Annotated in this window: 34 protein-coding genes and 1 tRNA gene; 24 read left to right on the top strand and 11 right to left on the bottom strand. The window is 59.7% G+C overall.

Annotated features, from left to right (window positions below; genetic code table 11):
- Positions 1 to 187: 187 nt before the first annotated feature.
- From ACODSU_RS16745 to ACODSU_RS16705, 9 genes are all read right to left on the bottom strand, one after another.
- Positions 188 to 619, bottom strand: coding sequence for a hypothetical protein (locus ACODSU_RS16745; protein WP_488843346.1), 432 nt, complete (start codon positions 617 to 619; stop codon positions 188 to 190).
- Positions 620 to 754: 135 nt separating this feature from the next.
- The gene (gene ssb / locus ACODSU_RS16740) at positions 755 to 1,204 is read right to left on the bottom strand and encodes a single-stranded DNA-binding protein (protein WP_488843344.1); all 450 of its coding nucleotides are present in this window, start codon (positions 1,202 to 1,204) and stop codon (positions 755 to 757) included.
- A gap of 50 nt (positions 1,205 to 1,254) precedes the next feature.
- Entirely contained in the window at positions 1,255 to 1,872 is a 618-nt protein-coding gene (locus ACODSU_RS16735; protein ID WP_488843342.1) for a YqaJ viral recombinase family protein, read from the bottom strand.
- Positions 1,869 to 2,378 carry a hypothetical protein gene (locus ACODSU_RS16730; RefSeq protein WP_488843340.1) on the bottom strand — a complete coding sequence of 170 codons (510 nt, stop codon included), beginning with the start codon at positions 2,376 to 2,378 and terminating at the stop codon, positions 1,869 to 1,871. Before ACODSU_RS16730 ends, ACODSU_RS16735 begins: the two co-directional genes overlap by 4 nt.
- 121 nt (positions 2,379 to 2,499) lie before the next feature.
- Positions 2,500 to 2,772, bottom strand: a complete 273-nt coding sequence (locus ACODSU_RS16725) for a hypothetical protein (protein ID WP_488843338.1) — start codon at positions 2,770 to 2,772, stop codon at positions 2,500 to 2,502.
- A complete protein-coding gene (locus ACODSU_RS16720; RefSeq protein WP_488843336.1) occupies positions 2,769 to 3,056 on the bottom strand; it encodes a hypothetical protein in 288 nt (95 codons plus the stop codon). The genes ACODSU_RS16725 and ACODSU_RS16720 overlap by 4 nt, the downstream gene beginning before the upstream one ends.
- Positions 3,057 to 3,377: 321 nt before the next feature.
- The gene (locus ACODSU_RS16715) at positions 3,378 to 3,626 is read right to left on the bottom strand and encodes a hypothetical protein (RefSeq protein WP_488843334.1); all 249 of its coding nucleotides are present in this window, start codon (positions 3,624 to 3,626) and stop codon (positions 3,378 to 3,380) included.
- A gap of 301 nt (positions 3,627 to 3,927) precedes the next feature.
- Complete coding sequence (locus ACODSU_RS16710; RefSeq protein ID WP_488843332.1) at positions 3,928 to 4,233, bottom strand: hypothetical protein; 306 nt, start codon at positions 4,231 to 4,233, stop codon at positions 3,928 to 3,930.
- A 587-nt stretch (positions 4,234 to 4,820) separates the two neighbouring features.
- On the bottom strand, positions 4,821 to 5,117 hold the full coding sequence (locus ACODSU_RS16705; RefSeq protein WP_488843330.1) for a hypothetical protein: 297 nt from the start codon (positions 5,115 to 5,117) through the stop codon (positions 4,821 to 4,823).
- A gap of 254 nt (positions 5,118 to 5,371) precedes the next feature.
- Between ACODSU_RS16705 and ACODSU_RS16700 the strand changes: the two genes are divergently transcribed.
- On the top strand, positions 5,372 to 5,545 hold the full coding sequence (locus tag ACODSU_RS16700; protein ID WP_488843328.1) for a hypothetical protein: 174 nt from the start codon (positions 5,372 to 5,374) through the stop codon (positions 5,543 to 5,545).
- A 1-nt stretch (position 5,546) separates the two neighbouring features.
- A complete protein-coding gene (locus ACODSU_RS16695; protein WP_488843326.1) occupies positions 5,547 to 5,942 on the top strand; it encodes a type II toxin-antitoxin system death-on-curing family toxin in 396 nt (131 codons plus the stop codon).
- Between the two features lie 73 nt (positions 5,943 to 6,015).
- Here ACODSU_RS16695 and ACODSU_RS16690 read toward each other — a convergent pair whose 3' ends face one another.
- Both ACODSU_RS16690 and ACODSU_RS16685 read right to left on the bottom strand, forming a co-directional pair.
- Positions 6,016 to 6,822, bottom strand: a complete 807-nt coding sequence (locus tag ACODSU_RS16690) for a hypothetical protein (RefSeq protein ID WP_488843324.1) — start codon at positions 6,820 to 6,822, stop codon at positions 6,016 to 6,018.
- 9 nt (positions 6,823 to 6,831) lie between these two features.
- Positions 6,832 to 7,524, bottom strand: a complete 693-nt coding sequence (locus tag ACODSU_RS16685) for a S24 family peptidase (protein ID WP_488843322.1) — start codon at positions 7,522 to 7,524, stop codon at positions 6,832 to 6,834.
- A gap of 71 nt (positions 7,525 to 7,595) precedes the next feature.
- Between ACODSU_RS16685 and ACODSU_RS16680 the strand changes: the two genes are divergently transcribed.
- From ACODSU_RS16680 to ACODSU_RS16575, 22 genes are all read left to right on the top strand, one after another.
- Positions 7,596 to 7,808: a hypothetical protein gene (locus ACODSU_RS16680; RefSeq protein ID WP_488843320.1), complete on the top strand. Its 213-nt coding sequence runs from the start codon at positions 7,596 to 7,598 to the stop codon at positions 7,806 to 7,808.
- 33 nt (positions 7,809 to 7,841) lie between these two features.
- Positions 7,842 to 8,072 carry a hypothetical protein gene (locus tag ACODSU_RS16675; protein ID WP_488843318.1) on the top strand — a complete coding sequence of 77 codons (231 nt, stop codon included), beginning with the start codon at positions 7,842 to 7,844 and terminating at the stop codon, positions 8,070 to 8,072.
- Between the two features lie 44 nt (positions 8,073 to 8,116).
- Positions 8,117 to 8,317 carry a hypothetical protein gene (locus ACODSU_RS16670; RefSeq protein WP_488843316.1) on the top strand — a complete coding sequence of 67 codons (201 nt, stop codon included), beginning with the start codon at positions 8,117 to 8,119 and terminating at the stop codon, positions 8,315 to 8,317.
- A 27-nt stretch (positions 8,318 to 8,344) separates the two neighbouring features.
- Positions 8,345 to 8,530: a hypothetical protein gene (locus ACODSU_RS16665; protein WP_488843314.1), complete on the top strand. Its 186-nt coding sequence runs from the start codon at positions 8,345 to 8,347 to the stop codon at positions 8,528 to 8,530.
- Between the two features lie 93 nt (positions 8,531 to 8,623).
- Positions 8,624 to 8,833: a helix-turn-helix domain-containing protein gene (locus tag ACODSU_RS16660; protein ID WP_488843312.1), complete on the top strand. Its 210-nt coding sequence runs from the start codon at positions 8,624 to 8,626 to the stop codon at positions 8,831 to 8,833.
- Between the two features lie 51 nt (positions 8,834 to 8,884).
- Positions 8,885 to 9,649 carry a hypothetical protein gene (locus ACODSU_RS16655; RefSeq protein WP_488843310.1) on the top strand — a complete coding sequence of 255 codons (765 nt, stop codon included), beginning with the start codon at positions 8,885 to 8,887 and terminating at the stop codon, positions 9,647 to 9,649.
- On the top strand, positions 9,636 to 10,295 hold the full coding sequence (locus ACODSU_RS16650; RefSeq protein ID WP_488843308.1) for a DUF6475 domain-containing protein: 660 nt from the start codon (positions 9,636 to 9,638) through the stop codon (positions 10,293 to 10,295). The genes ACODSU_RS16655 and ACODSU_RS16650 overlap by 14 nt, the downstream gene beginning before the upstream one ends.
- A 310-nt stretch (positions 10,296 to 10,605) precedes the next feature.
- Positions 10,606 to 10,896 carry a hypothetical protein gene (locus ACODSU_RS16645; RefSeq protein WP_488843306.1) on the top strand — a complete coding sequence of 97 codons (291 nt, stop codon included), beginning with the start codon at positions 10,606 to 10,608 and terminating at the stop codon, positions 10,894 to 10,896.
- Positions 10,893 to 11,153: a hypothetical protein gene (locus ACODSU_RS16640; protein WP_488843304.1), complete on the top strand. Its 261-nt coding sequence runs from the start codon at positions 10,893 to 10,895 to the stop codon at positions 11,151 to 11,153. Before ACODSU_RS16645 ends, ACODSU_RS16640 begins: the two co-directional genes overlap by 4 nt.
- Entirely contained in the window at positions 11,150 to 11,377 is a 228-nt protein-coding gene (locus ACODSU_RS16635) for a hypothetical protein (protein ID WP_488843302.1), read from the top strand. Before ACODSU_RS16640 ends, ACODSU_RS16635 begins: the two co-directional genes overlap by 4 nt.
- The gene (locus tag ACODSU_RS16630) at positions 11,370 to 11,786 is read left to right on the top strand and encodes a recombination protein NinB (protein WP_488843300.1); all 417 of its coding nucleotides are present in this window, start codon (positions 11,370 to 11,372) and stop codon (positions 11,784 to 11,786) included. Before ACODSU_RS16635 ends, ACODSU_RS16630 begins: the two co-directional genes overlap by 8 nt.
- A 127-nt stretch (positions 11,787 to 11,913) precedes the next feature.
- Positions 11,914 to 12,483: a recombination protein NinG gene (locus ACODSU_RS16625; RefSeq protein WP_488843361.1), complete on the top strand. Its 570-nt coding sequence runs from the start codon at positions 11,914 to 11,916 to the stop codon at positions 12,481 to 12,483.
- Positions 12,480 to 12,797 carry a hypothetical protein gene (locus ACODSU_RS16620; protein WP_488843298.1) on the top strand — a complete coding sequence of 106 codons (318 nt, stop codon included), beginning with the start codon at positions 12,480 to 12,482 and terminating at the stop codon, positions 12,795 to 12,797. Before ACODSU_RS16625 ends, ACODSU_RS16620 begins: the two co-directional genes overlap by 4 nt.
- 15 nt (positions 12,798 to 12,812) lie before the next feature.
- Positions 12,813 to 13,193 (top strand): hypothetical protein, encoded by a 381-nt coding sequence (locus ACODSU_RS16615; RefSeq protein WP_488843296.1) that lies wholly within the window; start codon positions 12,813 to 12,815, stop codon positions 13,191 to 13,193.
- Positions 13,194 to 13,340: 147 nt separating this feature from the next.
- A tRNA-OTHER gene (locus ACODSU_RS16610) sits at positions 13,341 to 13,445 on the top strand.
- Positions 13,446 to 13,634: 189 nt separating this feature from the next.
- Entirely contained in the window at positions 13,635 to 13,901 is a 267-nt protein-coding gene (locus tag ACODSU_RS16605) for a hypothetical protein (RefSeq protein ID WP_488843294.1), read from the top strand.
- Entirely contained in the window at positions 13,898 to 14,212 is a 315-nt protein-coding gene (locus tag ACODSU_RS16600; protein WP_488843292.1) for an HNH endonuclease, read from the top strand. Before ACODSU_RS16605 ends, ACODSU_RS16600 begins: the two co-directional genes overlap by 4 nt.
- A gap of 101 nt (positions 14,213 to 14,313) precedes the next feature.
- The gene (locus tag ACODSU_RS16595) at positions 14,314 to 14,625 is read left to right on the top strand and encodes a hypothetical protein (RefSeq protein ID WP_488843290.1); all 312 of its coding nucleotides are present in this window, start codon (positions 14,314 to 14,316) and stop codon (positions 14,623 to 14,625) included.
- Positions 14,622 to 16,289 carry a terminase large subunit gene (locus tag ACODSU_RS16590; protein WP_488843288.1) on the top strand — a complete coding sequence of 556 codons (1,668 nt, stop codon included), beginning with the start codon at positions 14,622 to 14,624 and terminating at the stop codon, positions 16,287 to 16,289. The genes ACODSU_RS16595 and ACODSU_RS16590 overlap by 4 nt, the downstream gene beginning before the upstream one ends.
- Complete coding sequence (locus tag ACODSU_RS16585) at positions 16,289 to 17,557, top strand: phage portal protein (protein ID WP_488843286.1); 1,269 nt, start codon at positions 16,289 to 16,291, stop codon at positions 17,555 to 17,557. The genes ACODSU_RS16590 and ACODSU_RS16585 overlap by 1 nt, the downstream gene beginning before the upstream one ends.
- Entirely contained in the window at positions 17,554 to 18,312 is a 759-nt protein-coding gene (locus ACODSU_RS16580; RefSeq protein ID WP_488843284.1) for a head maturation protease, ClpP-related, read from the top strand. Before ACODSU_RS16585 ends, ACODSU_RS16580 begins: the two co-directional genes overlap by 4 nt.
- 84 nt (positions 18,313 to 18,396) lie before the next feature.
- Complete coding sequence (locus ACODSU_RS16575; RefSeq protein ID WP_488843282.1) at positions 18,397 to 19,611, top strand: phage major capsid protein; 1,215 nt, start codon at positions 18,397 to 18,399, stop codon at positions 19,609 to 19,611.
- Positions 19,612 to 19,650: the final 39 nt, after the last annotated feature.

The raw sequence follows: 19,650 nt of genomic DNA, 5'->3' as shown, positions 1-19,650 counted from the left end.
CCGGGAACTGCTCCCAGTTAGCAAAAATCCACCGCTCGCAGTCGCCCACGATGTACGTCATCCGGCCCAGGCAGTAGCGGAATGCGGCCATGGCCATCAGTCCATCGCTGCCCCATGCGCCCTGGTCGGATAGTGTGGTTGGCACGTAGCTGGCGCCGCGTTTTGTGTAGAGGGCCATGTCCTGCTCCTATCGGGCGCCAAGGCCCTGAAATGGGTTGCTCGCCCTGGTTGCTCCAAGCCTGCCCCTGCGGTACTGGCTAACCAGCGATCTGCTGATTCCCAGGCGTCGCTCAATCTCAGGGCCTGTTTCGTTGCTGTGGAGAATTTCCTGAATGGTTTCCTCCGTGATCCGGCTCAGCTTCCGTTTGTGCTGAGAAATCTTTGCCGCTCGGATAGCCTCGCCTGCAGCCGTCCTCAGTTCAGGTTGCGCGAGTCTTTTCATATGGTCAGCCTCGGTGTCGCATCGGATGTGCGCAGGGTTGACGCATCCATCCTGTTGACAGATTGCCCGGTAGTACACCTTTGCATCTGGGACCTTCTTGCCAGACAGCTTCCACAGCAAACCCCTTACGCTGGTCATCTTTCCTTCGTGGAAGACATAAGGTGTGTTGTTTGCCATGTAGCCGTTCCAGATCAGGCAGTCCCCAAATTCATCTGCGCGGGCAAGTAGGCTTTCTGTCGTGTGCACTTTTCTTGGCATGGTCATAAAGAAAAAGCCCTCACGGGGAGGGCTTGGGGGTGGGATGCGGGGTGGTTAGAAGGGGATGTCGCTTGGATCGTCCCAGCCGCCCGGGTCGGTTGTAGGCGCCGGTGCGCGCTGCTGCTGTCGTGGCGCCGGTGCCGTGGCTGGTGCGCGGCCTTCGCCTTCTGGTTTGCCGCCTAGCATCTGGAAGTTGCTCACGCGAATCTCGGTGCTGTAGCGCTTCACGCCGTCCTGCTCCCATTCGCGCGTCCGCATCTCGCCGGTTACGAAAATCTGTGAGCCCTTGCGCAGATACTGCGCCGCGATCTCTGCAGACTTCCCGTGGAAGTTGAGACGGACCCATTCAGTCGATTCCTTGGCTTCTCCGGTGTTGCGGTCTTTCCACTTGCTACCCACTGCCAGAGTGCCGTTCGCCACCTGATCGCCAGATGGGAACGTCCGTAGTTCCAAGTCGCGCCCGAGGCGCCCGATGAAGTTGCATTGATTGAGGTCGTTAGCCATGATGGCCCTTTCAAATTGCCCGCCGCCCAGCGCGGCAGGAGTTGATGGGGTTACCCCCGGATGTTTTCCAGCGTTTCTTGCACCAGCCCGAGGAAGTCGGCGCGGCGCTGACGCAGGCGGTTGATTTCGTCGGCGCAGTCGTCCCGGTGCAGCCGATACACCAGCAGTTTTTTGCCTTCTGAGAACTCTGCGCAGTAGCTGGCAAAGTCCACCCAATCGCGCTCAGTGCAGTCCAGATGCCCTACAAGCTGCCAGCGGTAGGCTGGGTCGTATGACTTGCGCATCAGAGTCGCATAGTGCGTCTTTGCCCCGACTGACTTGATCTCCAGCACTCCATCAGAGCCGATCAGCCCATCAGGGGAGTCGCCGTATGTGCCCCAGCAGAAGAACCCGCCGTTCTGCACGGTCACAAAGTTTTCATCTTGGTAGAGCATCTTTGCGACCGGCTCCTGTTCGTGCCCGCGCTCCATGTGCTCATTGCTGAAGCTGTACTCTGCGCGGCGCCCGGTGTCGATTTCCAGAGCCAGTTGCAGTGCGTATGCCTTGGCTGGCTCTCCGAACGCCTTGCCATCGTTTGCCATGAAGCAACCGAAGTTGGAGCCGGTGGCCTTTCCAAGCCGCAGCGCCAGCCAAGCGTCAGAGTTCTGCTCAACGTCATAGAACGTCATTCGGCAGGCTCCTTGCATTCATCGGCGATCTGCTTCTGGTGCTCTGCGCTCATGTCCACGCGGGAGAGCACTTGCGACAGATTCCCGTCGCGCCGGTATGCGGCCTTGGCGTTCTCCCATCCGCGCTTGTTGTCAGGCGTCAGAACGCGCTTTTCTGGAGCGAATGGGCTGATTCGTAGGCCCTCGACCGACTCCTTTCCGAACCGAACGTTCGGGTCAACGTAAACCGTGATCCGCACGTTCTGCCAGTCGTCAATAAAGGCCGAGCCGGTAAGCCCCTTCATGGTCTTGCTGTTGGTCGCGTTCAAGATCATCGGCTTGAGCTTTTCGCCCTGGCGTAATTCTTTCTCCGCGAACCACGCCGTGTTGAACAGGTCTTTCGTTTTCTTGGTGCGGTCAGGCTCCAAGGTGACGCGAGCCACAGTGAGAACAGTGGGTTCAACAATGTCGGCGCTGCTCAGGTATGGCGAATCAAACGCCTTGCGGTAATGGGTTTTTTCTGTCATGGTGTTCTTCCAGTAGTTGTGAATCACCCGCCCGACACAATCCACGCATACCGAGCGGCAGCAATGGGCTTGTGGCACTGGCGATAGATGCGGTACAGAGCGGCGAATTCTTTTAGGCGGTTCATTGCACCCCCGCCACGGTGTAAGCCTTGCCGCGCTTGGGCACGCATTGCAGCTCCTTGTCCGAGAGCCACTGCGCCTGAGCACCAGGCCCACATGCGTATTGCCCAGCAAACTCGCGCGAGGCTTTGGCCTGTTCTTCTTGCTGTACGGCTGTCAGCTCATCGGACTGGGCGAACTCGTCGCGGTAGTCCTGATCGCTCAGGTAGCAGAAGGCCACGATGGTGGCCAGGATCACCAGGCCGAAGCCATAGTTAGGACGGGTGCGGGTCATTCCTTCACCTCTGCGTTGTTGATTGCGTAGGTCTGCGCCAGATGGCGCACCAGTACAGTCGCGTCGTAATTCCCCGCCACATGCGCCCACATCAGGACGCGCATCAGGCGCTTGTCGTGGTCTGCGTAGTCCACCGCTGACCAGAGCTTGTCGGTGTTGCCTTGCATGGCTTCAACCAGCGCCAGGGCCTGCAATCGGCCTTGCTCTCGGTCCAGCGCTTCTGCTTCGCGCTGGCGGCGGTCTTCTTCGTTTGCGCAGTCGCGCATCAGGACTTCAAAGGCCATGCTCTGCTCCAATGAAAAAAGCCGCACTAGGCGGCTTGGGTTGTGTGGGGTTGGTGGCGGCCGGAGGTGATCCCGGCTCACGGGGATTGATCCCGCTATCCGGCTACTCAAGGTAGCGCGCGGAGACAGAGGCCTGCATCCAGCAGGCATTCACCACCATTGAAGCGTCCTGGCGCTGAACCCAGGTCTTAGAAAACCGCGTGTCCCGCTTGTGCTCGGTTCACTCTACGGCCAGACGACAGCCCGTCCAATTCCGCTTCAATGGTGGCCCTGAGCATCACGCCCAGGTGGCTTGCCACGTCTATAGGAAGACAGGGAGGGTTAGAACTTGAGCTTTTCCAGCTTCATGCATTGCTTGCGCAGGCTGCCGAGCTTCTTTTGGCGCAGCGCCTCGGCGGCTTTTACTGCTTCGCCGTAGTCAGCGAAAACATCGCGGCCTAACGCATATATGTTCCATGGCGCGCTTTCAAGAAATACATACTTGTCTGTGCTGTTGGATTTCACGACCTCTTCTGTAACTCCAGCGGTCAGCGCGTACTTGACCAGCCAAACTTTCTGACCTGCTTTCATGCTCTTCTCCTAGTGTTGAACTGGGGGGGATTGCTTTGAAGGGCGGGCAGGGCATCACTCCTGCGTCCGCGTTTACGGCCCAGATGAATCTCCCTCCGTCGAGGGCTCTTTACGTCAATCTGCCGGGTACGTCGTCTGCTGCTGCGCCGTGGCCGCTGTGCTCCACGCTCGCACCTTCCGTACTGCCGCCCATCAAAGCAATCCAGCCCCTGGGGTGTAGGGGCGGGGTGGGGTTGTCATCCAATAGTTGACAGCGGAACAGTCAAGCAATCCTTGTCAATTGCCGAGGATTGCTCGTTAGTTAGCCGCACACGGCCAGCAGCGCTCGCACAACACTGCGTTCGTGCTCCGCTCTTGCGGCTTTCGCCATGCATTCAAAGGTCGGGTGGTAGTACGCCTCAGGCTTGTTCCCGTCTTTCTTCATGTGCCCCAGCTCTCCGCGCTTCACGGCTGCGTTCAGGGCTTTGCGCACCTCCATCGGCATGCGCCCAGCAAGCACAACCCGCTGGATTCGCACCTTTTCGACGTTGGCCTGCTCTGCAGTCATCAGGCCTTGGGCCATTGCGTCTTTAAGCCGCTCCATGTCGTTTTGGCTGATTGGCTTCATGTCTATCTCCTGTTGAATACCAAAGCACCGGCCCGCGATGCTGTGGGATTGCCACTCGTGAGAATGGCTTGCCGACATATCCCCCGAAGGGTTCCGGCTGCGCGACTGGCCCGCGCTTTGCTGATGACTATCAGTGCCCTGTAACCCGGCTTGTTGCGCCCACCTGAGCGCCCGCCTGGGCTTGGTTGCTTGCTGTTCTTGGCGCTACCGCCTCAATTCCCTCTCACGCCGGGAATGCGCGCCTGCTGTCGTCTGCTCCGTAGAGTGCGAACCGCAGGGAAATGATTTTTAAGGGGCTGCTTTCCGTGGTGACCGCCGATCCGCTCACCCTGTCGCTGCGTTTTGCTGCGATGGGTGAATTAAAGCATTCTTTCGCCAAATAAGCAAAGCATTCTTTCACTGATGCTTTATTAAAACTACCTATTCGCATACGTAGTTCGGTGAAGGCGAAAAAAAGCCCACCTCAGTGGGTGGGCTTGAACCCCGCTATTGCAGCGAGGGGAGGGGATGCCGCAAGCGGCTAGCGGCAGAGAAATAGTAGGACCGCTACAGGCCGCCGCATGTCAGACGGCGCCGCATCGCGCAGCTCAGTCCCCAAACCGCAGCCGCCAGGCCTGGGCCACCCAGTCACCCTCGGGCGTCTTTTCAAGGCCGTGGACTTCCAGGGCCCCGGACACCATGTCCACGATGCGCGGCTCGAACAGGCGCTGGGGTTCGTAGCTAGCCAGGTGCAGGGCTGGCACAGTGCCGAATCGTCCCTCCAGGCGCACAACGGTCAGATCCCCGGTGCACTCGTGCATCTTGCTGGCGAACGGCCTCCGGCCGCCCTTGCAGTAGAGCATCAGGATCGTGGCCTTGACGGGGTGGGAAATTTGGAGCGGCACATTTGACACTGGATGAATATACAGTCCCAATGATTTTTCATTGTGCCCAGTGGTATTTTTGCCGCATGAAAAGATGTTGTTTTCTTGTTACCAACTAGTTGATAACAATGCAATCATTGGCGCAATTGCTACAAGATATATAGCTAAAAGTGCGTGCCAAAGAACGCTCTAGGCATCATGGCCTACATGCAAAGAAATAAGGATTAGGCTACTATTAACGCCTATCAATTTGATAGACACATGAAGGAGATCACATGCTGACGTTGGAACAGGTCAAAAGCCAGTCCAGTACGCACAAACGTGTGTTGATTCGCCCAAGAGTGACAGTGCAAGCTAAGACGCCCGAAGAACAGCGGATAGTGCGCGAGGTCACCCGCCGGGTGATCAACACTCACTACCCCGTGCTGGTTGCATTGAAAGACCGCTAATTTGCTCGATGTCGATTTTGTCGTGACTGTGCACGACGAGATAGTAAGAGAGTTCGGAGGCCTCGCCGGTTTTTCTGGTGGAGGCCTTCTTGCCGTCCAGGCTGCGCTAGATCGTGTCGAGAACCACGCTTACTACAACGGGTTGGATGACGTTCTGGGCATTGCTTCGCTGTACGCAGAGGCGATAGCAAGAGGGCATGTCTTCAACGATGCCAATAAGCGCACAGCGCTGACTTGCGCCATTGCCTACATGGAGCAGCAGGGATTGCACGTCCGCAGAGACCCGGTACTTGAAGATGCCACGGTCATGCTCGCCGAGGGCACCTGGACGCGGGATGACTTTGCCTGGGTTCTTGGGCTTCTGTCTGGCGTACACCAGTATGAACCACCGGCTTGATAAGGCTGGCAAAACTACTCATCCCGCCACAATTGCGTAGCTCTGTGAGCTTTAAAGCTTCTGAGCGTCGCGCTTAGTTGAGCCGCTTGCAGGAGCCGTCCACGCACTCAAAGCTCATGGTCTGCCTGTTCGAGCAGTAGACAGAGAAGAGCCTGGTTGCTCCGATCACGCCCGTCTGGCTTGCAGCCGGATCATCACTGCAACTGGCCTGCTTGGCTGCTTCCTCGACCGCCACGACGTTCTGATCTTTGGCCGAATCCGGTTTTGCTGGAGCCTCCAGTTTCTTCCCGTATGCCTTCGCTCCAGCTTCTGCCTTTTCCTTTGCGATGCGCCAGATTTCTGCCCGCGCTGGCTGCACCGGAAGTCCACGCTCCAAACCCCAAATGTCAGATTTCCCGGTCGCCAGGCTGTACTTGGAGACGAGCCAGTCCAGCCCATTCATGGATACCGGCAGGCCTCCGGCGTAGGCAATGTCATTGCCTCTGCGCGCGTAGAACGAAATGGAGCGCTCCCATAGGGCGCCAGCGTCGCTGTACGCCTCGACAGCTGATTCAAACAGTTTCGCGGAGGCGGCCCCCGCCTCGCCCGCGTCCTGCTTGAACGCAGCTACAGCCTTCGCCAGATCCAGCACGGCGAGCTGGTAGTTGTTGTACGAGATGCCAGCATTCAAACTGGCTTCCATGCCAGAGAACGCCCGAGTCACGGCATTCAATGGTTGCGCCTGAGTTGATGGCCCCCCAGCACCAATCGCAGCTTTCAAACATTCGAGCCGCTTGTCAGCGTCCGCAATTGAGTTGCAGGCCTCGATCAGAATGGCTGGCGCTTGGGCATTGGCGTACGCCGACAACGCTAGTACCAATACGGCAAAAATCTTCTTCACTTGTGTCTCCTAGAGCTTCCGCCCATTCCAGCACCAGACCACCCGGCCCAGGATGTCGATACGGTGGTCTCCGTTCAGCACATCCACCGTTTTCACAGTGGCGTTGTCGCTGCTGATCTCCACAACCCCATCCATGCGCTGGCGCACGCGCTTGATGTAGACGCGTTCGTTGGCAGCCATGACATAGACGCCATCAATGATTCTGGGGTCTTTGATCCCGGTGTCCACCAAAAGAATGTCGCCATCCTCAAACGTCGGGCTCATGCTGTCGCCGTAGGCGTGGATGAACCGCAAAGCATTCAGGTTTGACGGCTGCAGGCGCCTGGCCACCCATTGCTCAGACAGGGCGATCTGCCCCACCAGTATGTCGTCGTGCAGGACATCCGTGCCGGGGCCCATGCTGCCCGCGTTGGCCAGTAGCGGGACGTGCACAACCGGTTGCCCAGGCTGTGGCGCAGGCGTCAATTGCTGAACAGGCACTAGCTCGCCTTGCCCCGTAGCTAACCATAGCCCAGAGCACCCCAAGGCCTGCACCGCCTTTTCATGGTTCTCTGCAGTGAGCGCCTTGGTCTTCCCGGCAATCACCTGGCCGATAGCCTGCACCGAAATCTCCAGCTGGTCAGCAAGCCACTGTCGGGCCGCCCTGTCATCAGGCCGCCTCGCCATTAACGCGGCCTCAAGCCGTTCGCCGTATGTATTCATGAAAGAAGTCTTTCACGTGCTGGCCGAATGAGCAAAAAGAATGCTTGCAACATGATTTAAAGAATGCTTTAATGGCAATCATGTTGAAAACCCAAGCCATCGAACTTCTCGGCGGGACAGCCAAGAGCGCCGCTGCCGCAATCGGAGTCACGTCTCAGGCCATTTCCGGATGGCCAGAGCAACTCACGCCCGCTTTGCGCGACCGAGTGCAGGCAGCCCTGTACCGAAAGAAGCAGCAGCGTGCGAAACGCACCAGCAAAGCCAAGCAACCCGCTTCGGCCTGAGCGAACCACCAAAACAACCACCGGGAGTTCCACATGACCTACCGCAATCGCACTCTCTTGCGCAAACCAGTCGCGATGATCCGCGCGAATGAAGAAGAACTGCCAGACCTGGAGTTCTTGGTGGAGTACTACGGCGGCGGCGAGCCTGCTGCTGTGTACCGGGAGGCCTTGAGGGAGTTCGCTCAGATGAAACGTCATGAGCGCAATTCTTTGTCACCTGCGCGGGTTGACAGAAACGCCTTTGGCGCACTCATGGCCGCGTGAGCTTTTTGCCATGCCTTCCGCACCCTCATTTTCCGGAGCTTCACATGGACAAAAAGCAGACAGCCGTCGATCTATCCGGCCTGTCGGAACAAGACATTAGTGCTATCGAAACCGAAGCAACGAAGCGCGGGATTTCATTCGATGAAGCCTGCAAGCAAATCTTGCTCGACCACTCCAAAGAGCTGCAAAAGCGCGGCCGTCTGAGCCCCATTGCACGCCTATTCCGTTTCCAAGTCGCTCATTAAGAGTAACTGCAGAGTAACTCTAAAAACATGACCACCCTCTGGAACCCACGCAGACCGCTTAACCAGCCTCCGCACTTTGGCCGTGTGGCTGCCCGCGATTCAAGCAATCGCGATGACGTGCAAACCGCTGCACGCATGGCCCACCAAGAAGCCCAGTTCTCCCGCTACGAAAAAACCATTCGGCACGGCGACCGGGCGGTGGTCAAGGAATAACGGTGAAGCCTGCGCACCTTCTCGCAGGCAAAAGAAAAGCCGGTCATATGGGCTGCAACCCGACCGGCTTCTCAATCAACTGAGGTGCATTGTATGACCCAACTCACTCAACATCAACTCCTTGCCAAGCTGCTGTCGCGTAAAAGCGGCACTACAGCCATGGAGATCATCAGCCGCGTGGGCACCGTATGCCCTCACCGTCGCATGGCAGACCTCAAGGCCATGGGCTGGACGATCACCAAGCGCCGCATCCCTGGCAAGAACTACCACGCCTATTTCGGCACTGCTCCGAAGGGCTGCTAGTTCATGGCTCGTGCGCGCAACATCAAACCGGGATTTTTCCGGAATGCTGACTTGGCGGAGCTGCCCTACGAAGCCCGCTTGTTGTTCATCGGCCTATGGACGATCGCCGATCGCTCTGGTCGCATGGAAGACCGACCCAAGCAAATCAAGATGGAGCTGTTCCCTGCTGACAGCTTGGATGTTGATGCTTTGCTGGACGAACTTGCTGCTATCGGCATGGTTGCACGGTACTCGCACGATGGAAAACGCTACTTGCAAGTGGTGAATTTCGCGAAGCACCAGAACCCCCACAAGGACGAGAAGGTCAGCACCATCCCAGATCAGGATGGGCACCTTGCAACACCGGAGCCAGACAAGAAGAAGCACCGTGCAAGCACCGTGCAAACACAGTCTAACGACGTGGCGGACACCGTGGCAATCGGGCTGATTCCTGATTCCCTGATTCCTGATTCCCTCATCCTTGATACCACTCCTATCGGAGTGGGCGGCGATGCCGCCAAGCCTGCGGCCGATCTGACCAAGGACGAACTCTGGAAAGCCGGGAAGTCCCTGCTTGAACAGGCTGGCATGCCAAAGGCGCAGTGCGGTTCGTTCGTCGGCAAGCTGGTCAAGGACTACGGCGATCTGATCGTTGTGGACGCAGTGCGGTCCGCTGTTCTGGCCCGGCCTGCCGACCCGGTCGAATACCTCAAGGCAACGTGCATGCGCTCCGTTGGTAAGCGCGCCCCCGTCAACAAGCAAGAAGCCTTGGAGCAGCGCAACCGATCGGTGGCCGATGCCTGGGCGAACGAAGGAGCAGACCATGCAACCGTCTGAGCGCGGCGACTTCGCCCAGCTGGTGACCGATGTGCTGGCCTACTACCGTCAGGATGCCAGCCGGTTCGTGCTGGACCTGTGGTGGAGCGCCTGCCGCCCTTTCGATTTGGAGCAGGTTCGCAAGGCCATGCAGCGCCATGCTACCGACCCAGAGCATGGGCAGTTCGCGCCCAAGGTGGCCGATCTTGTCCGCATCTTGCAGGGCACGACCACCGACCGCGCTTCGCTGGCTTGGGGCAAGGTGCTGGAAGCAATGTCCTCCGTCGGCGCCTACACCGATGTGGTGTTTGATGACCCAGCCATCCATGCCGCTGCGGACGACATGGGCGGTTGGCCCAAGATGTGCCGCACCGAAATCAAGGAGTTGGGACTGCTGCAGCACCGCTTCATGCAGTCTTATCGCGCATACACCGAGCGCGGCCAGTTTGATTACCCGAAGCGTTTGGGCGGCGATCGTAGCCCTGACAGCGAGTATGAAAAAGCCGGGTTGAAGCTGCCACGTCCTGCACTGATTGGTGATCCCGATCGGGCGAAGCTGGTCTATCAAGGCGGCGGCGCAGGCAAGACCGCCATTTCCTTCCAATCCATTCAATCACTTGGTGGCCCGATCGCAGCGGCCATCGAAGGCCCAAGGAGTGCAGCATGACCCGCGCCCAAGCTAACCACCTCCTTGACCTTGTGCGCGCAGGAGGCGCCGTCCCCGAGTCGCAAATCCTGTTTGCACTTTGGGTCACTGGGGATCTTTTCTCGGAGGCCATCAATGCATGACCTGCTCAACCTGTCTCCATTGGTCGCCCAAGCAATCCGGCCAGATGGCCAAGCACCGTCTAGCAATCTGCCTCAAGGGGCCGCGCTACGTCTTTTACGGACCACAGCACTCATGTGGAAGGCACCAAGCAGTTGCACCGGATGTGGCGGCTGTGAGGGTTCAGTGGCTCAACAAGAAGGGGTGAATCATGAACTGTAAGCCTGGGGATATTGCTCGCGTCGTTTCTGGCGGTGCCAACAGGGACAAGCTTTTGCGGGTCTTGGATTCTGACAATTGCGATCCGGGTGAGTGGCGCTGTGAAGCCCTGCAGTCAATGTCGCAGTACGTGTGGGAAAAGATTGTTGGTCAGGTGCCTGCGGGGGCCATTGTTTACGCCATGGATTCCATCCTCCGCCCCATCCGCGACCCAGGCGAAGACGCCCAAGACGAAACCCTGTCCTGGCTCCCAGTGCCAAGCACCGAGAAGGAGGCGGCATGACCCAAGACGAAATCATCGCCATGGCGAAAGAGGCTGGGTTTGGAATGCAGATGGCGTTGCTCGACCACCCATATTGCCAAGCTGATGCGCAACGCCTGTACCAGCAGCTTGAGCGCTTCGCCGCCCTAGTAGCAGCCAAGGAGCGGGAGGCGTGTGCAGACATCGTAGAGAACGCAGATACGCCTGATTGTGGTGGCTGGACGGCTCAAGGCATTGCTGACGCCATCCGCGCCCGAGGCACGAAGGAGGGCGTATGACTATTGGAGTCTTTCTCCCCGAAGGCATAGAAGCCGAAGTCTGCGCAGACATTGCCCGCCGCCAGCAGATGGGAATCAACAAGTACGGCACCACGGTGGCAGAGAACCGGCTTTCTCTGCGTGAGTGGCTGTCGCACCAGTACGAAGAACTGCTGGATGCAGCGATCTACTGCAAGCGCGCGATTGCCGAGATTGACGCGCAGGAGGGGCGACGCCATGGCTGAACGCCTCACGCTCCCCCTCTACAACGCCCAGCAGGCCCACCAAGCCATCCAAACAGCATGGAAGCACGCCAAGGGCTGGCTGATGGCCGGTGACCAGCGCCTGACCCTGGAAATACGCCCCGAGAAGCGCAGCGATGCGCAGAACCGCAGGCTGTGGGCCATGTTGGCCGACATATCCGCCCAGGTGGATTGGTACGGCCACAAGCTCACCAGCGAGGAATGGAAAGACGTTTTCAGTGCGAGCCTCAAGCGCACGAAGGTCGTGCCTGGCTTGGACGGCGGATTTGTGGTGTGCGGTCAGTCAACCAGCAAGATGACCAAGGCCGAAATGTGCGAGATGCAGGAGCTGATGGAAGCATTCGGGGCAGAGAAGGGTGTGCGGTTCACTGCGCCGGAGGGGTGGCAATGAAGAAATCTGATGTTCTGTTTCTGATGGCCGCGATCTACCTAGCGCAAGTGGTTTCCAAAGATGCTGCGTTCGCACTAGGTGTTGGATGCATTTGTTTCGCCTTCATTTTGAAGATGCGGGGGCCTTGATGCTGACCTACAAGAACCCAAAGGCCAAAAGCTGCGTCGTGTGCGACCGGGTGTTTGTGCCTGAGCGAATGGGCCAGGTGGTGTGCCGTGGTTCCTGTGGCCTCAAGAAGGCGCGTGCCGAGCGTGAGGCAGCAGAGAAGGCCGAGCGCGAATCGGTGAAGCGCCGCAAGGAGGCATTGAAGCGCGTGCCTGACCTCATCAAAGAGGCTCAGACGGCATTCAACGCATGGGTGCGTGCCCGCGATGCTGCACAGCCCTGTATATCGTGCGATGCGCCACCGCCTGACATGTCCACCCTGCACGCAGGCCGGGACGCAGGGCACTACCGCAGCACCGGGAGCGCGTCGCATCTGAGATTCCACCCGGACAACTGCCACGCCCAGTGCGTCAAGTGCAACCAGTGGGGCGCAGGGATGGCCGTGGACTACCGCATCCGACTGTTGCAGCGCATCGGCCCCGCCCGCGTGGAAGCGCTGGAGTGCGACAACGCCCCGCACAAGTGGACGCATGAAGAGCTGCGCGCCATCCGCGACACCTACAAGGCAAAGCTCAAGGAATTGAAGAAATGACCCCACGCAACAACCTGGGCGCCCACACCATCGCCATCCTCGCCGCCCTGGAAGAACGGGGCACAAGCACGGCCCGCCAGGTCACAGACGCGACCGGCCTGGAGTACGACACCGCCCGCCAGTACCTGCGCCGTTGCGCATTCCGTGGGCTGGTGACGGTGGATCACGTTGGCCGGGTGCCTGCCTACACAGTCAAGCCCACATGGCGCGAGCGGCTGGAGCCGAAGAAGCCACCGGCCAAGCCGAAGCCTGAAACCACAGTGGCAAAGGCAATCGCCCGCGCTCCGGCTTTGCACACGATCTGGATGAACTGAAAGGAACCCATGCTAATGCGCGTCACTGAAGCCGTCGATTACAACCACATCGCCGCCCACCATGAAGCCATCCATGCGCGGCTGGTGAACTGGGAGCGCTGGGTAAGGGTTCGCCCGCATGGGTGGTTCACTCACCCGATGTTCCGCAACTTCCGCGCATCCAAGCAATGGGAAGCATCCCCGCACATCGGCACACCAGTGGACACCCTAGACGCCGCATTGATGGAGAAGGCTGTCTATGCGCTCCCCGAGAAGCACCGCGAGGCCGTGCGGTGGTGGTACGTGTACCGGCGCGACCCGGTGGCAATGGCGCGCAATCTCGGCGTGAGCAAGCAGGGGCTGGCTGATCTGGTGGAGGCTGGCAGGACGATGCTGAATAACAGGCTGCAAAAATAAATGTTGCACGCATGGTTTTTCTGTGGCATATTGCGCGCCATCAGTCAGCATCGGCATTAGGACTACCCTGCTTGCGCAGGGTTAACCGCCTGAGAAATAAGCTGATTCAAGCCCCGCCCGGTTCGCCGCGTGGGGCTTTTTCGTTTCAGCCGTGTGCCCGAGTGGCCGAAGGGTGACCAAGCTAAAGGGATTGGCGTGGCGCTTGGGCTGATACGCTGGTCTCCCTGGGTTCGAATCCCAGCACGGCAACCACGTTCGCGGGCCGCTGCACACCCATAGCAGGACACGTTCCACTAGGCAGCGCGCCCGCAACACACAACCACCCCGGAAGCTGGACGGGGTCTCCTACGGCTGCCCAGCCGTCACCAGTAGAGGCGCGAACGGCGGCAGCCAGCAGGGCAAGCCCTGTAGTCCGATGGCAGGCAGAACACAATGAGCGACATGAACTATCCAAAGCGCGAAGTGTGGATGTCCTACGACTGCCCGCATAGCTTCGACTTCGATCTGCATGACGAACGCTTGGTCTACAAGGGCCAGCGCTTCGACTGCTCAGGCTGCGGCGGTGAGCACGTCGCCGGGGTGGATGTGCAGATTCAAGTGGGCGTGGATGTTCAGACCGCACCCAACGAATACGACTACGAGCAGCGCCAGTTTGTGGAACTGCCGGAATCGGCTGAATCGCTTCGGGCGCTGGTGGCTGGGCAATGAAGCTCCAGCGCATCCCCAACAGGCTGGCATCGGTAGTAACCACCCGCCTGCCCACGCTGCAAACGAAGGCAGGCAGCACCAAGCGCATACAAGGCAGCTCATGGATGGCGACAAGGCGCAGGATCATGCAGCGCGACAAGTTCACATGCGCAGGCTGTGGACTGATCCGCATGGATCACGATTGCGACCATGTGATTCCGCTGGAACAAGGCGGCAGCAACGAGGATGACAACCTTCAGTTGCTTTGCTCAGGCCCGGATGGGTGTCACGCCCGCAAATCCAAGGCCGAGGCGAAGGAAAGAGCAGGATGACGCGAAAGGGTGGGGGGAGTCAAAAGTCTGGAAGGCTGATCGGCTCGACACCCCGCAGTTCCCCACGCGCAAAAAAATCCCCGTATTCAAAAGGAAATCAAATGGCCGGAGCTAAAGGACGGAGCGGCGGCGCCCGGCCTGGGGCTGGCCGCAAGCCAAAAGACCCAGCGGAAGAGCAGACGATTGCCACCAGTGGCAACCAGACCCCGCTGGAATTCTTGCTGGCGGTGATGAACGACAACGCCCTGGCCGACAAGCTGCGGCTGGAAGCGGCGAAGACTGCGGCGCAGTACGTCCACCCAAAGAAAGGCGAGGGCGGCAAGAAGGATGATGCTGCAGAACGGGCCAAAGCGGCGGCTGGCGGCAAGTTTGGCGTGCGTCAAGGTCCGCGCCTGGTGGCGAACAACAAATGAAGGATTGGAGCACCGCCTGCCCTGATTGGGAGCGGCGGATTGTTGCGCGCGAGTCTCTGATCGTGTGCCCGCCACTGTTCCCCGAGGTGGCCCAGGACGCCTGGGAGATGTGCAGCAAGTTCGAAATGGTCGATGTGGTCGGCCAGCCGCTTTTGGGTGATGTGTCGCTGCCATGGTTGCGCGACTTCGTACTGGCGGTGTTCGGCGCGGAAGACCCAGAGTCTGGACGGCGCCACATCAACGAGTTCTTCCTGATGGTCAGCAAGAAGAACGCCAAGAGCACGATTGCGGCGGCCATCATGCTCACGGCTCTGCTGATGAACTGGCGCCAGTCGGCCGAGCTGCTGATCCTGAGCCCGACCAAGGAAATCGCGGACAACAGCTACAAGCCGATCCGCGACTTCATCAAGGCTGATCCGGAGCTGACGGCGCTGCTGAAGGTGCAGGACTACTTCCGGCTGATCACGCACAACGAGACGGGCGCCACGCTGAAGGTGGTCGCTGCGGACAGCGACACGGTGTCGGGCAAGAAGGCCTCCTTCGTCTTCGTGGACGAGTTGCACGAGTTCGGCAAGCAGGCCAAGGCCTCGAACATGCTGCTGGAGGCCACCGGTGGCCTGGCATCGCGGCCCGAGGGTTTCGTGATCTACGCCACCACGCAGTCGGCAGAGCCGCCCGCCGGGGTGTTTAAGCAGAAGCTGGACTATGCGCGCAAGGTGCGCGATGGCAAGGTAAAGGACCGCAAGTTCCTGCCGCTGATCTACGAGTTCCCGGACTCCATGCTGCAGAGCAAGGATTACGAGAACCTGGAAAACGCCTACGTGACCAACCCCAATTGGGGCGCGTCGGTGGACATCGAGCGCATCACGCAGCTGCACAGCCAGGCGAAAGAGGGCGGTGCACAGGAGTTCAAGGAGTTCCTTGCAAAACACCTGAACGTAGAGATAGGCCTGAACCTCCGCAGCGACCGCTGGGCCGGTGCCGATTGGTGGGAATCGCAGGCCAAGCGCCCCGGCTTAACCCTTGACGAGCTGCTCGACCGCTCCGAGGTGGTGGACGTTGGGATCGACGGCGGCGGCCTGGACGACTTGCTAGGCCTGGCTGTGGTGGGCAGGGACAAAGACACGCGCGAGTGGCTGACCTGGACGCACGCATGGGCGCACCCCTCTGTGCTGGAGCGCCGCAAGTCTGAGGCGGCCCGGTTTCAGGACTTCGCCAAGGACGGGAACCTCACGCTGGTGCAAAACATCGGCGAGGACGTGGAAGACGTGGCCAGCATCTGTGCGCTGATCTATGCGCGCGGCCTGCTGGACAAGATCGGGTGTGACCCGGCTGGGCTGGGAGGCATCGTGGATGCCCTGGCAGAGGCTGGAATCCCCGAGGAAAAGCTGATTGGCGTGTCCCAGGGCTGGAAGCTCACCGGGGCCATAAAAACGGCAGAGCGCAAGCTGGCCGAAGGCGTGCTAGTTCACGGTGGACAGCCGCTGATGGCCTGGTGCGTAGGCAATGCAAAGGTGGAGCCGCGAGGCAACGCCGTGATCATCACGAAACAGGCGGCAGGGTCCGCCAAGATCGACCCGCTGATGGCGCTGTTTAACGCCGTCACTCTCATGTCACTGAACCCCACCACCGGGGCCATCACACAAGGCTTTGTAGCACTCTGATGAGCATCTTTTCTAAATTGGCTGACTTGTTCAAGTCGGGCCAGGGAGAGGTGCGCCCGGAAAAAGCCACCAGCGTGCAGAACGTGACCTACAGCCAAGACGTGCTGGATGCATTTGGCGCTACCGCCGCGTCTGCCGGTGTGAGCGTGACGCCGCTGTCTGCGCAGCGGGTAGCCGCGGTGTCGGCCTGCCGCCAGAAAATCGCCGGGTCCATCTCCACACTCCGGCTCGATGTGCTTCGGATCACCGATGACACCGAGGTCAAACTCCCGCGTGATTCCCTCTGGTACTTGCTGAACGAGCAGCCGCACAGCCAATTCACGGCCACCAGCCACTGGGACAACAAGGTCAGCGAGCAGCTTCTCCGAGGCGACGGGTTCACATGGATTCGCCGCCGCCCGAATGGCAGCATTGCAGAGTTGTTCCCGCTGCCATGGGGCGCCGTGCAGCCCTGGCGCATGCCTGACGGCTCGATCCGTTACTACATCATCCTGCCCGATTGGAACATCACCACCTGGCTGGATCCTTCGGAAGTCCTGCACTTCCCAGGCCACGGCTTTGATGGCCTTCGCTCCATGAGCGTGATTGCCTACGGCGCGCAGAACGCCATCGGCAACGCCCTGGCGATGGATGACTACAGCGGCAAGTTCTTTGCCAATGGCGCCCATCCGTCCATCATCCTCAAGACCGACAAGGCCATGACGGAGACGCAGAAGAACGAGTTGCGTGCTGCGTTCGTCGCCAAGTATTCCGGCGCAAACAACGCGCACAAGCACCCGTTGGTGCTGACCGAAGGATTGGCCGCCCAGGAAATCAGCCTGTCCGCAGAGGACGCCCAGCTGCTGGAGGCCCGCAAGTTCCAAGTCGTGGACATTGCCCGCGCCTTCGGCGTCCCCCCGCACATGATTGGCGAAACCACCGGCTCATCCGCCGTGGGTGCTGGTTATGAGCAGCAGGCACGCGACTTTGTGATGCACACCCTGCGCCTGCACTTGAAGCGCCTGGAACAAGAGCTAAACCGCAAGCTGTTCCCGCGCGACACCGGCAAGTTCGTGCGCTTCGACCTCTCCGACCTGATCGAAGGCGATGCCAAGGCCCAGGCCGAATACAACCGCGCCGCCCTTGGTGGGCCGGGTACTGGCTTCGGCTGGATGACCATCAACGAAGTGCGCAAGGGAAAAGGTCTTCCGCCTGTTGCTGGCGGCGATGTCATCTTCGACCCAAACAAGGCGCAAGCCGCACCACAGCCTGAAGGGGCGACACCATGAACCAGCTGATGCAGCTCTACCTGGACAACCGGTCCATTCCAAAAGTGCCGGTTTCGGTAGTCCGTAACGGCGATGTCGCCAGCATTTCCATGCGCGGCATCGTCATCCCAGAAGAGGGAATCAACGCCGAGGAAGTGGCGCAGGCCATCGCTCAGGCCGGTGATGCGTCCACCATCGTGTTCAACATCAACACGCCAGGCGGTTCGGTGTTCGAAGCGCGCGAGATCATGGACATCATCCGCAACACCTCTGCAAAGACTGTTGCCCACATCGGGAGCCTTTGCGCCAGTGCTGGCACCAGCATCGCCCTCGCTTGCGACGAAGTAGAGATGGCAGACGGTGCCCACTTCATGATCCACAACGCCCAGGCCGTGATCGGCGGCGACAAGACGGCGTTGCGCAAGGCGGCCGACACGATGGAGAAGATCGAGCAAGCCATCGTGAACGACTACACCACCAAGACCGGCAAGGATGCCGCCGAGATCATCCAGATGATGGATGCCACCACATGGATGACGGCGCAAGAGGCGCTTGCCGGTGGATTTATCGACCGCATCGCCGAGGCCGCCAAGACCAGAAACACCTGGAATCTCGCATCACTGGAGAAGGTTCCTGATGAACTGAAGGGGCCTGCGCCAGACCCCGAGCCGCCTGATCCAGAACCCAAGAACGAAAGCACTGAACCCGCCCCCGAGGCGGGTTTTTTTATGTCCGCAGCAAACGCCAACCGCCTGCGACTTGCCCAGATTGCATAGCGCTTCTCGCGCAGCAAACCGCTAGGGCCGGATGCCCTGACCAACCCGCCATCGAGCGGGTTTTTTCATTTTGAAAGGGTCACTATGACCGAAATCACCGCACTGCGCGAGAAGATTGCCGAACTCGCACGTACCGCCAACCACCAGCTTGCCGAAAAGGGCTCGCAGACCTGGACGAAGGAAGAACAAGCCTCGTTCGACAACATCGCCGATGAGATCGAGCGCACGCAAGCGCAGATCAAGAGCATCGAGCGCATGCGCAACCTTGACGCCGAGAAGTTTTTCGAGAACGCGGCACACCAGGGCGGCAAGAAGGGCGCCGACGACACCATAGACGCTGTGACCGCTGTTGCGCTGTACCTGCGTCATGGCAACAACGTGACTGCCGAACAAGCCGTGGCCATCCGTAACGCCATGAGCACCACAACCCCGGCAGAGGGCGGCTACACCGTCCCATCGGAAATCGCCGCGATGGTGGTGGATTCGCTCAAGGCTTTTGGCGGTATGCGCGAAGTGGCCCAGGTCATCACGACCGCAGGTGGTAATGCACTGAACTGGCCCACCAGCGACGGCACCTCCGAAGTGGGCGAAATCGTGGCGGAAAACGCCGCTGCGACTGGTGCAGACATCACCTTCGGCACGGTTGCTGTGAACCCCTACAAGTACAGCTCCAAGAAGATCGCCCTGCCTGTGGAATTGATCCAAGACAGCGCGATTGATGTGGTGCAGTTCGTGGTGAACCGCCTGGCGCAGCGTTTGGGCCGCATCACCAACCAGCACTACACGACCGGCACCGGTTCCAGCCAGCCATTCGGCGTGATGGCTCGCGCTGCCACCGGCAAGACCGGCACTACCGGCCAAACCCTGACCGTCACCTATGACGATCTGATCGACCTGATCCACAGCGTGAACAGCGCCTACCGCTCGCGCGGCGCCCGCTTCATGCTGCGCGACACGTCCGTGGCCGTCATCCGCAAGCTGAAGGACACCTCGGGCCGTCCCATCTGGAATCCCGGCGACAACGAAAGCATCAGCGGCGGCACGCCTTCCACCATCTGCGGCTATCCCTACACCGTGAACGATGACGTGGCAGCCATGGCCGCGAATGCCAAGTCCATCGCCTTCGGTGACTTCTCGCAGTTCGTCATCCGTGACGTGGCAGGTTCCACCAGCCTGCGCCGCTTCGACGATTCGGCCTTCGCGCTGAACGGCCAAGTCGGCTTCTGCGGCTGGATGCGTACCGGCTCGAACCTGCTGGACACCGCCGCCGTCAAGGTGTACGTGAACAGCGCCACCTGAAGCGTAAACCTTCACAGTCCCACGCAAAAGCCGCCCAGT

Source organism: Acidovorax sp. FG48 (assembly GCF_057809085.1).
Note: the sequence above shows the minus strand (reverse complement) of the source record. Positions and strands in the feature narration are given on the sequence as shown.

Coding starts and splice junctions, on each gene's coding strand:
- ACODSU_RS16710 (WP_488843332.1), bottom strand. CDS start 4,233: ATGAAGCCAATCAGCCAAAACGACATGGAGCGGCTTAAAGACGCAATG.
- ACODSU_RS16575 (WP_488843282.1), top strand. CDS start 18,397: ATGACCGAAATCACCGCACTGCGCGAGAAGATTGCCGAACTCGCACGT.
- ACODSU_RS16625 (WP_488843361.1), top strand. CDS start 11,914: ATGCTGACCTACAAGAACCCAAAGGCCAAAAGCTGCGTCGTGTGCGAC.
- ACODSU_RS16635 (WP_488843302.1), top strand. CDS start 11,150: ATGACTATTGGAGTCTTTCTCCCCGAAGGCATAGAAGCCGAAGTCTGC.
- ACODSU_RS16600 (WP_488843292.1), top strand. CDS start 13,898: ATGAAGCTCCAGCGCATCCCCAACAGGCTGGCATCGGTAGTAACCACC.
- ACODSU_RS16620 (WP_488843298.1), top strand. CDS start 12,480: ATGACCCCACGCAACAACCTGGGCGCCCACACCATCGCCATCCTCGCC.
- ACODSU_RS16640 (WP_488843304.1), top strand. CDS start 10,893: ATGACCCAAGACGAAATCATCGCCATGGCGAAAGAGGCTGGGTTTGGA.
- ACODSU_RS16630 (WP_488843300.1), top strand. CDS start 11,370: ATGGCTGAACGCCTCACGCTCCCCCTCTACAACGCCCAGCAGGCCCAC.
- ACODSU_RS16580 (WP_488843284.1), top strand. CDS start 17,554: ATGAACCAGCTGATGCAGCTCTACCTGGACAACCGGTCCATTCCAAAA.
- ACODSU_RS16615 (WP_488843296.1), top strand. CDS start 12,813: ATGCGCGTCACTGAAGCCGTCGATTACAACCACATCGCCGCCCACCAT.
- ACODSU_RS16675 (WP_488843318.1), top strand. CDS start 7,842: ATGACCTACCGCAATCGCACTCTCTTGCGCAAACCAGTCGCGATGATC.
- ACODSU_RS16685 (WP_488843322.1), bottom strand. CDS start 7,524: ATGAATACATACGGCGAACGGCTTGAGGCCGCGTTAATGGCGAGGCGG.
- ACODSU_RS16665 (WP_488843314.1), top strand. CDS start 8,345: ATGACCACCCTCTGGAACCCACGCAGACCGCTTAACCAGCCTCCGCAC.
- ACODSU_RS16730 (WP_488843340.1), bottom strand. CDS start 2,378: ATGACAGAAAAAACCCATTACCGCAAGGCGTTTGATTCGCCATACCTG.
- ACODSU_RS16590 (WP_488843288.1), top strand. CDS start 14,622: ATGAAGGATTGGAGCACCGCCTGCCCTGATTGGGAGCGGCGGATTGTT.
- ACODSU_RS16670 (WP_488843316.1), top strand. CDS start 8,117: ATGGACAAAAAGCAGACAGCCGTCGATCTATCCGGCCTGTCGGAACAA.
- ACODSU_RS16605 (WP_488843294.1), top strand. CDS start 13,635: ATGAACTATCCAAAGCGCGAAGTGTGGATGTCCTACGACTGCCCGCAT.
- ACODSU_RS16585 (WP_488843286.1), top strand. CDS start 16,289: ATGAGCATCTTTTCTAAATTGGCTGACTTGTTCAAGTCGGGCCAGGGA.
- ssb (WP_488843344.1), bottom strand. CDS start 1,204: ATGGCTAACGACCTCAATCAATGCAACTTCATCGGGCGCCTCGGGCGC.
- ACODSU_RS16720 (WP_488843336.1), bottom strand. CDS start 3,056: ATGGCCTTTGAAGTCCTGATGCGCGACTGCGCAAACGAAGAAGACCGC.
- ACODSU_RS16715 (WP_488843334.1), bottom strand. CDS start 3,626: ATGAAAGCAGGTCAGAAAGTTTGGCTGGTCAAGTACGCGCTGACCGCT.
- ACODSU_RS16650 (WP_488843308.1), top strand. CDS start 9,636: ATGCAACCGTCTGAGCGCGGCGACTTCGCCCAGCTGGTGACCGATGTG.
- ACODSU_RS16700 (WP_488843328.1), top strand. CDS start 5,372: ATGCTGACGTTGGAACAGGTCAAAAGCCAGTCCAGTACGCACAAACGT.
- ACODSU_RS16680 (WP_488843320.1), top strand. CDS start 7,596: ATGGCAATCATGTTGAAAACCCAAGCCATCGAACTTCTCGGCGGGACA.
- ACODSU_RS16660 (WP_488843312.1), top strand. CDS start 8,624: ATGACCCAACTCACTCAACATCAACTCCTTGCCAAGCTGCTGTCGCGT.
- ACODSU_RS16595 (WP_488843290.1), top strand. CDS start 14,314: ATGGCCGGAGCTAAAGGACGGAGCGGCGGCGCCCGGCCTGGGGCTGGC.
- ACODSU_RS16645 (WP_488843306.1), top strand. CDS start 10,606: ATGAACTGTAAGCCTGGGGATATTGCTCGCGTCGTTTCTGGCGGTGCC.
- ACODSU_RS16735 (WP_488843342.1), bottom strand. CDS start 1,872: ATGACGTTCTATGACGTTGAGCAGAACTCTGACGCTTGGCTGGCGCTG.
- ACODSU_RS16725 (WP_488843338.1), bottom strand. CDS start 2,772: ATGACCCGCACCCGTCCTAACTATGGCTTCGGCCTGGTGATCCTGGCC.
- ACODSU_RS16745 (WP_488843346.1), bottom strand. CDS start 619: ATGGCAAACAACACACCTTATGTCTTCCACGAAGGAAAGATGACCAGC.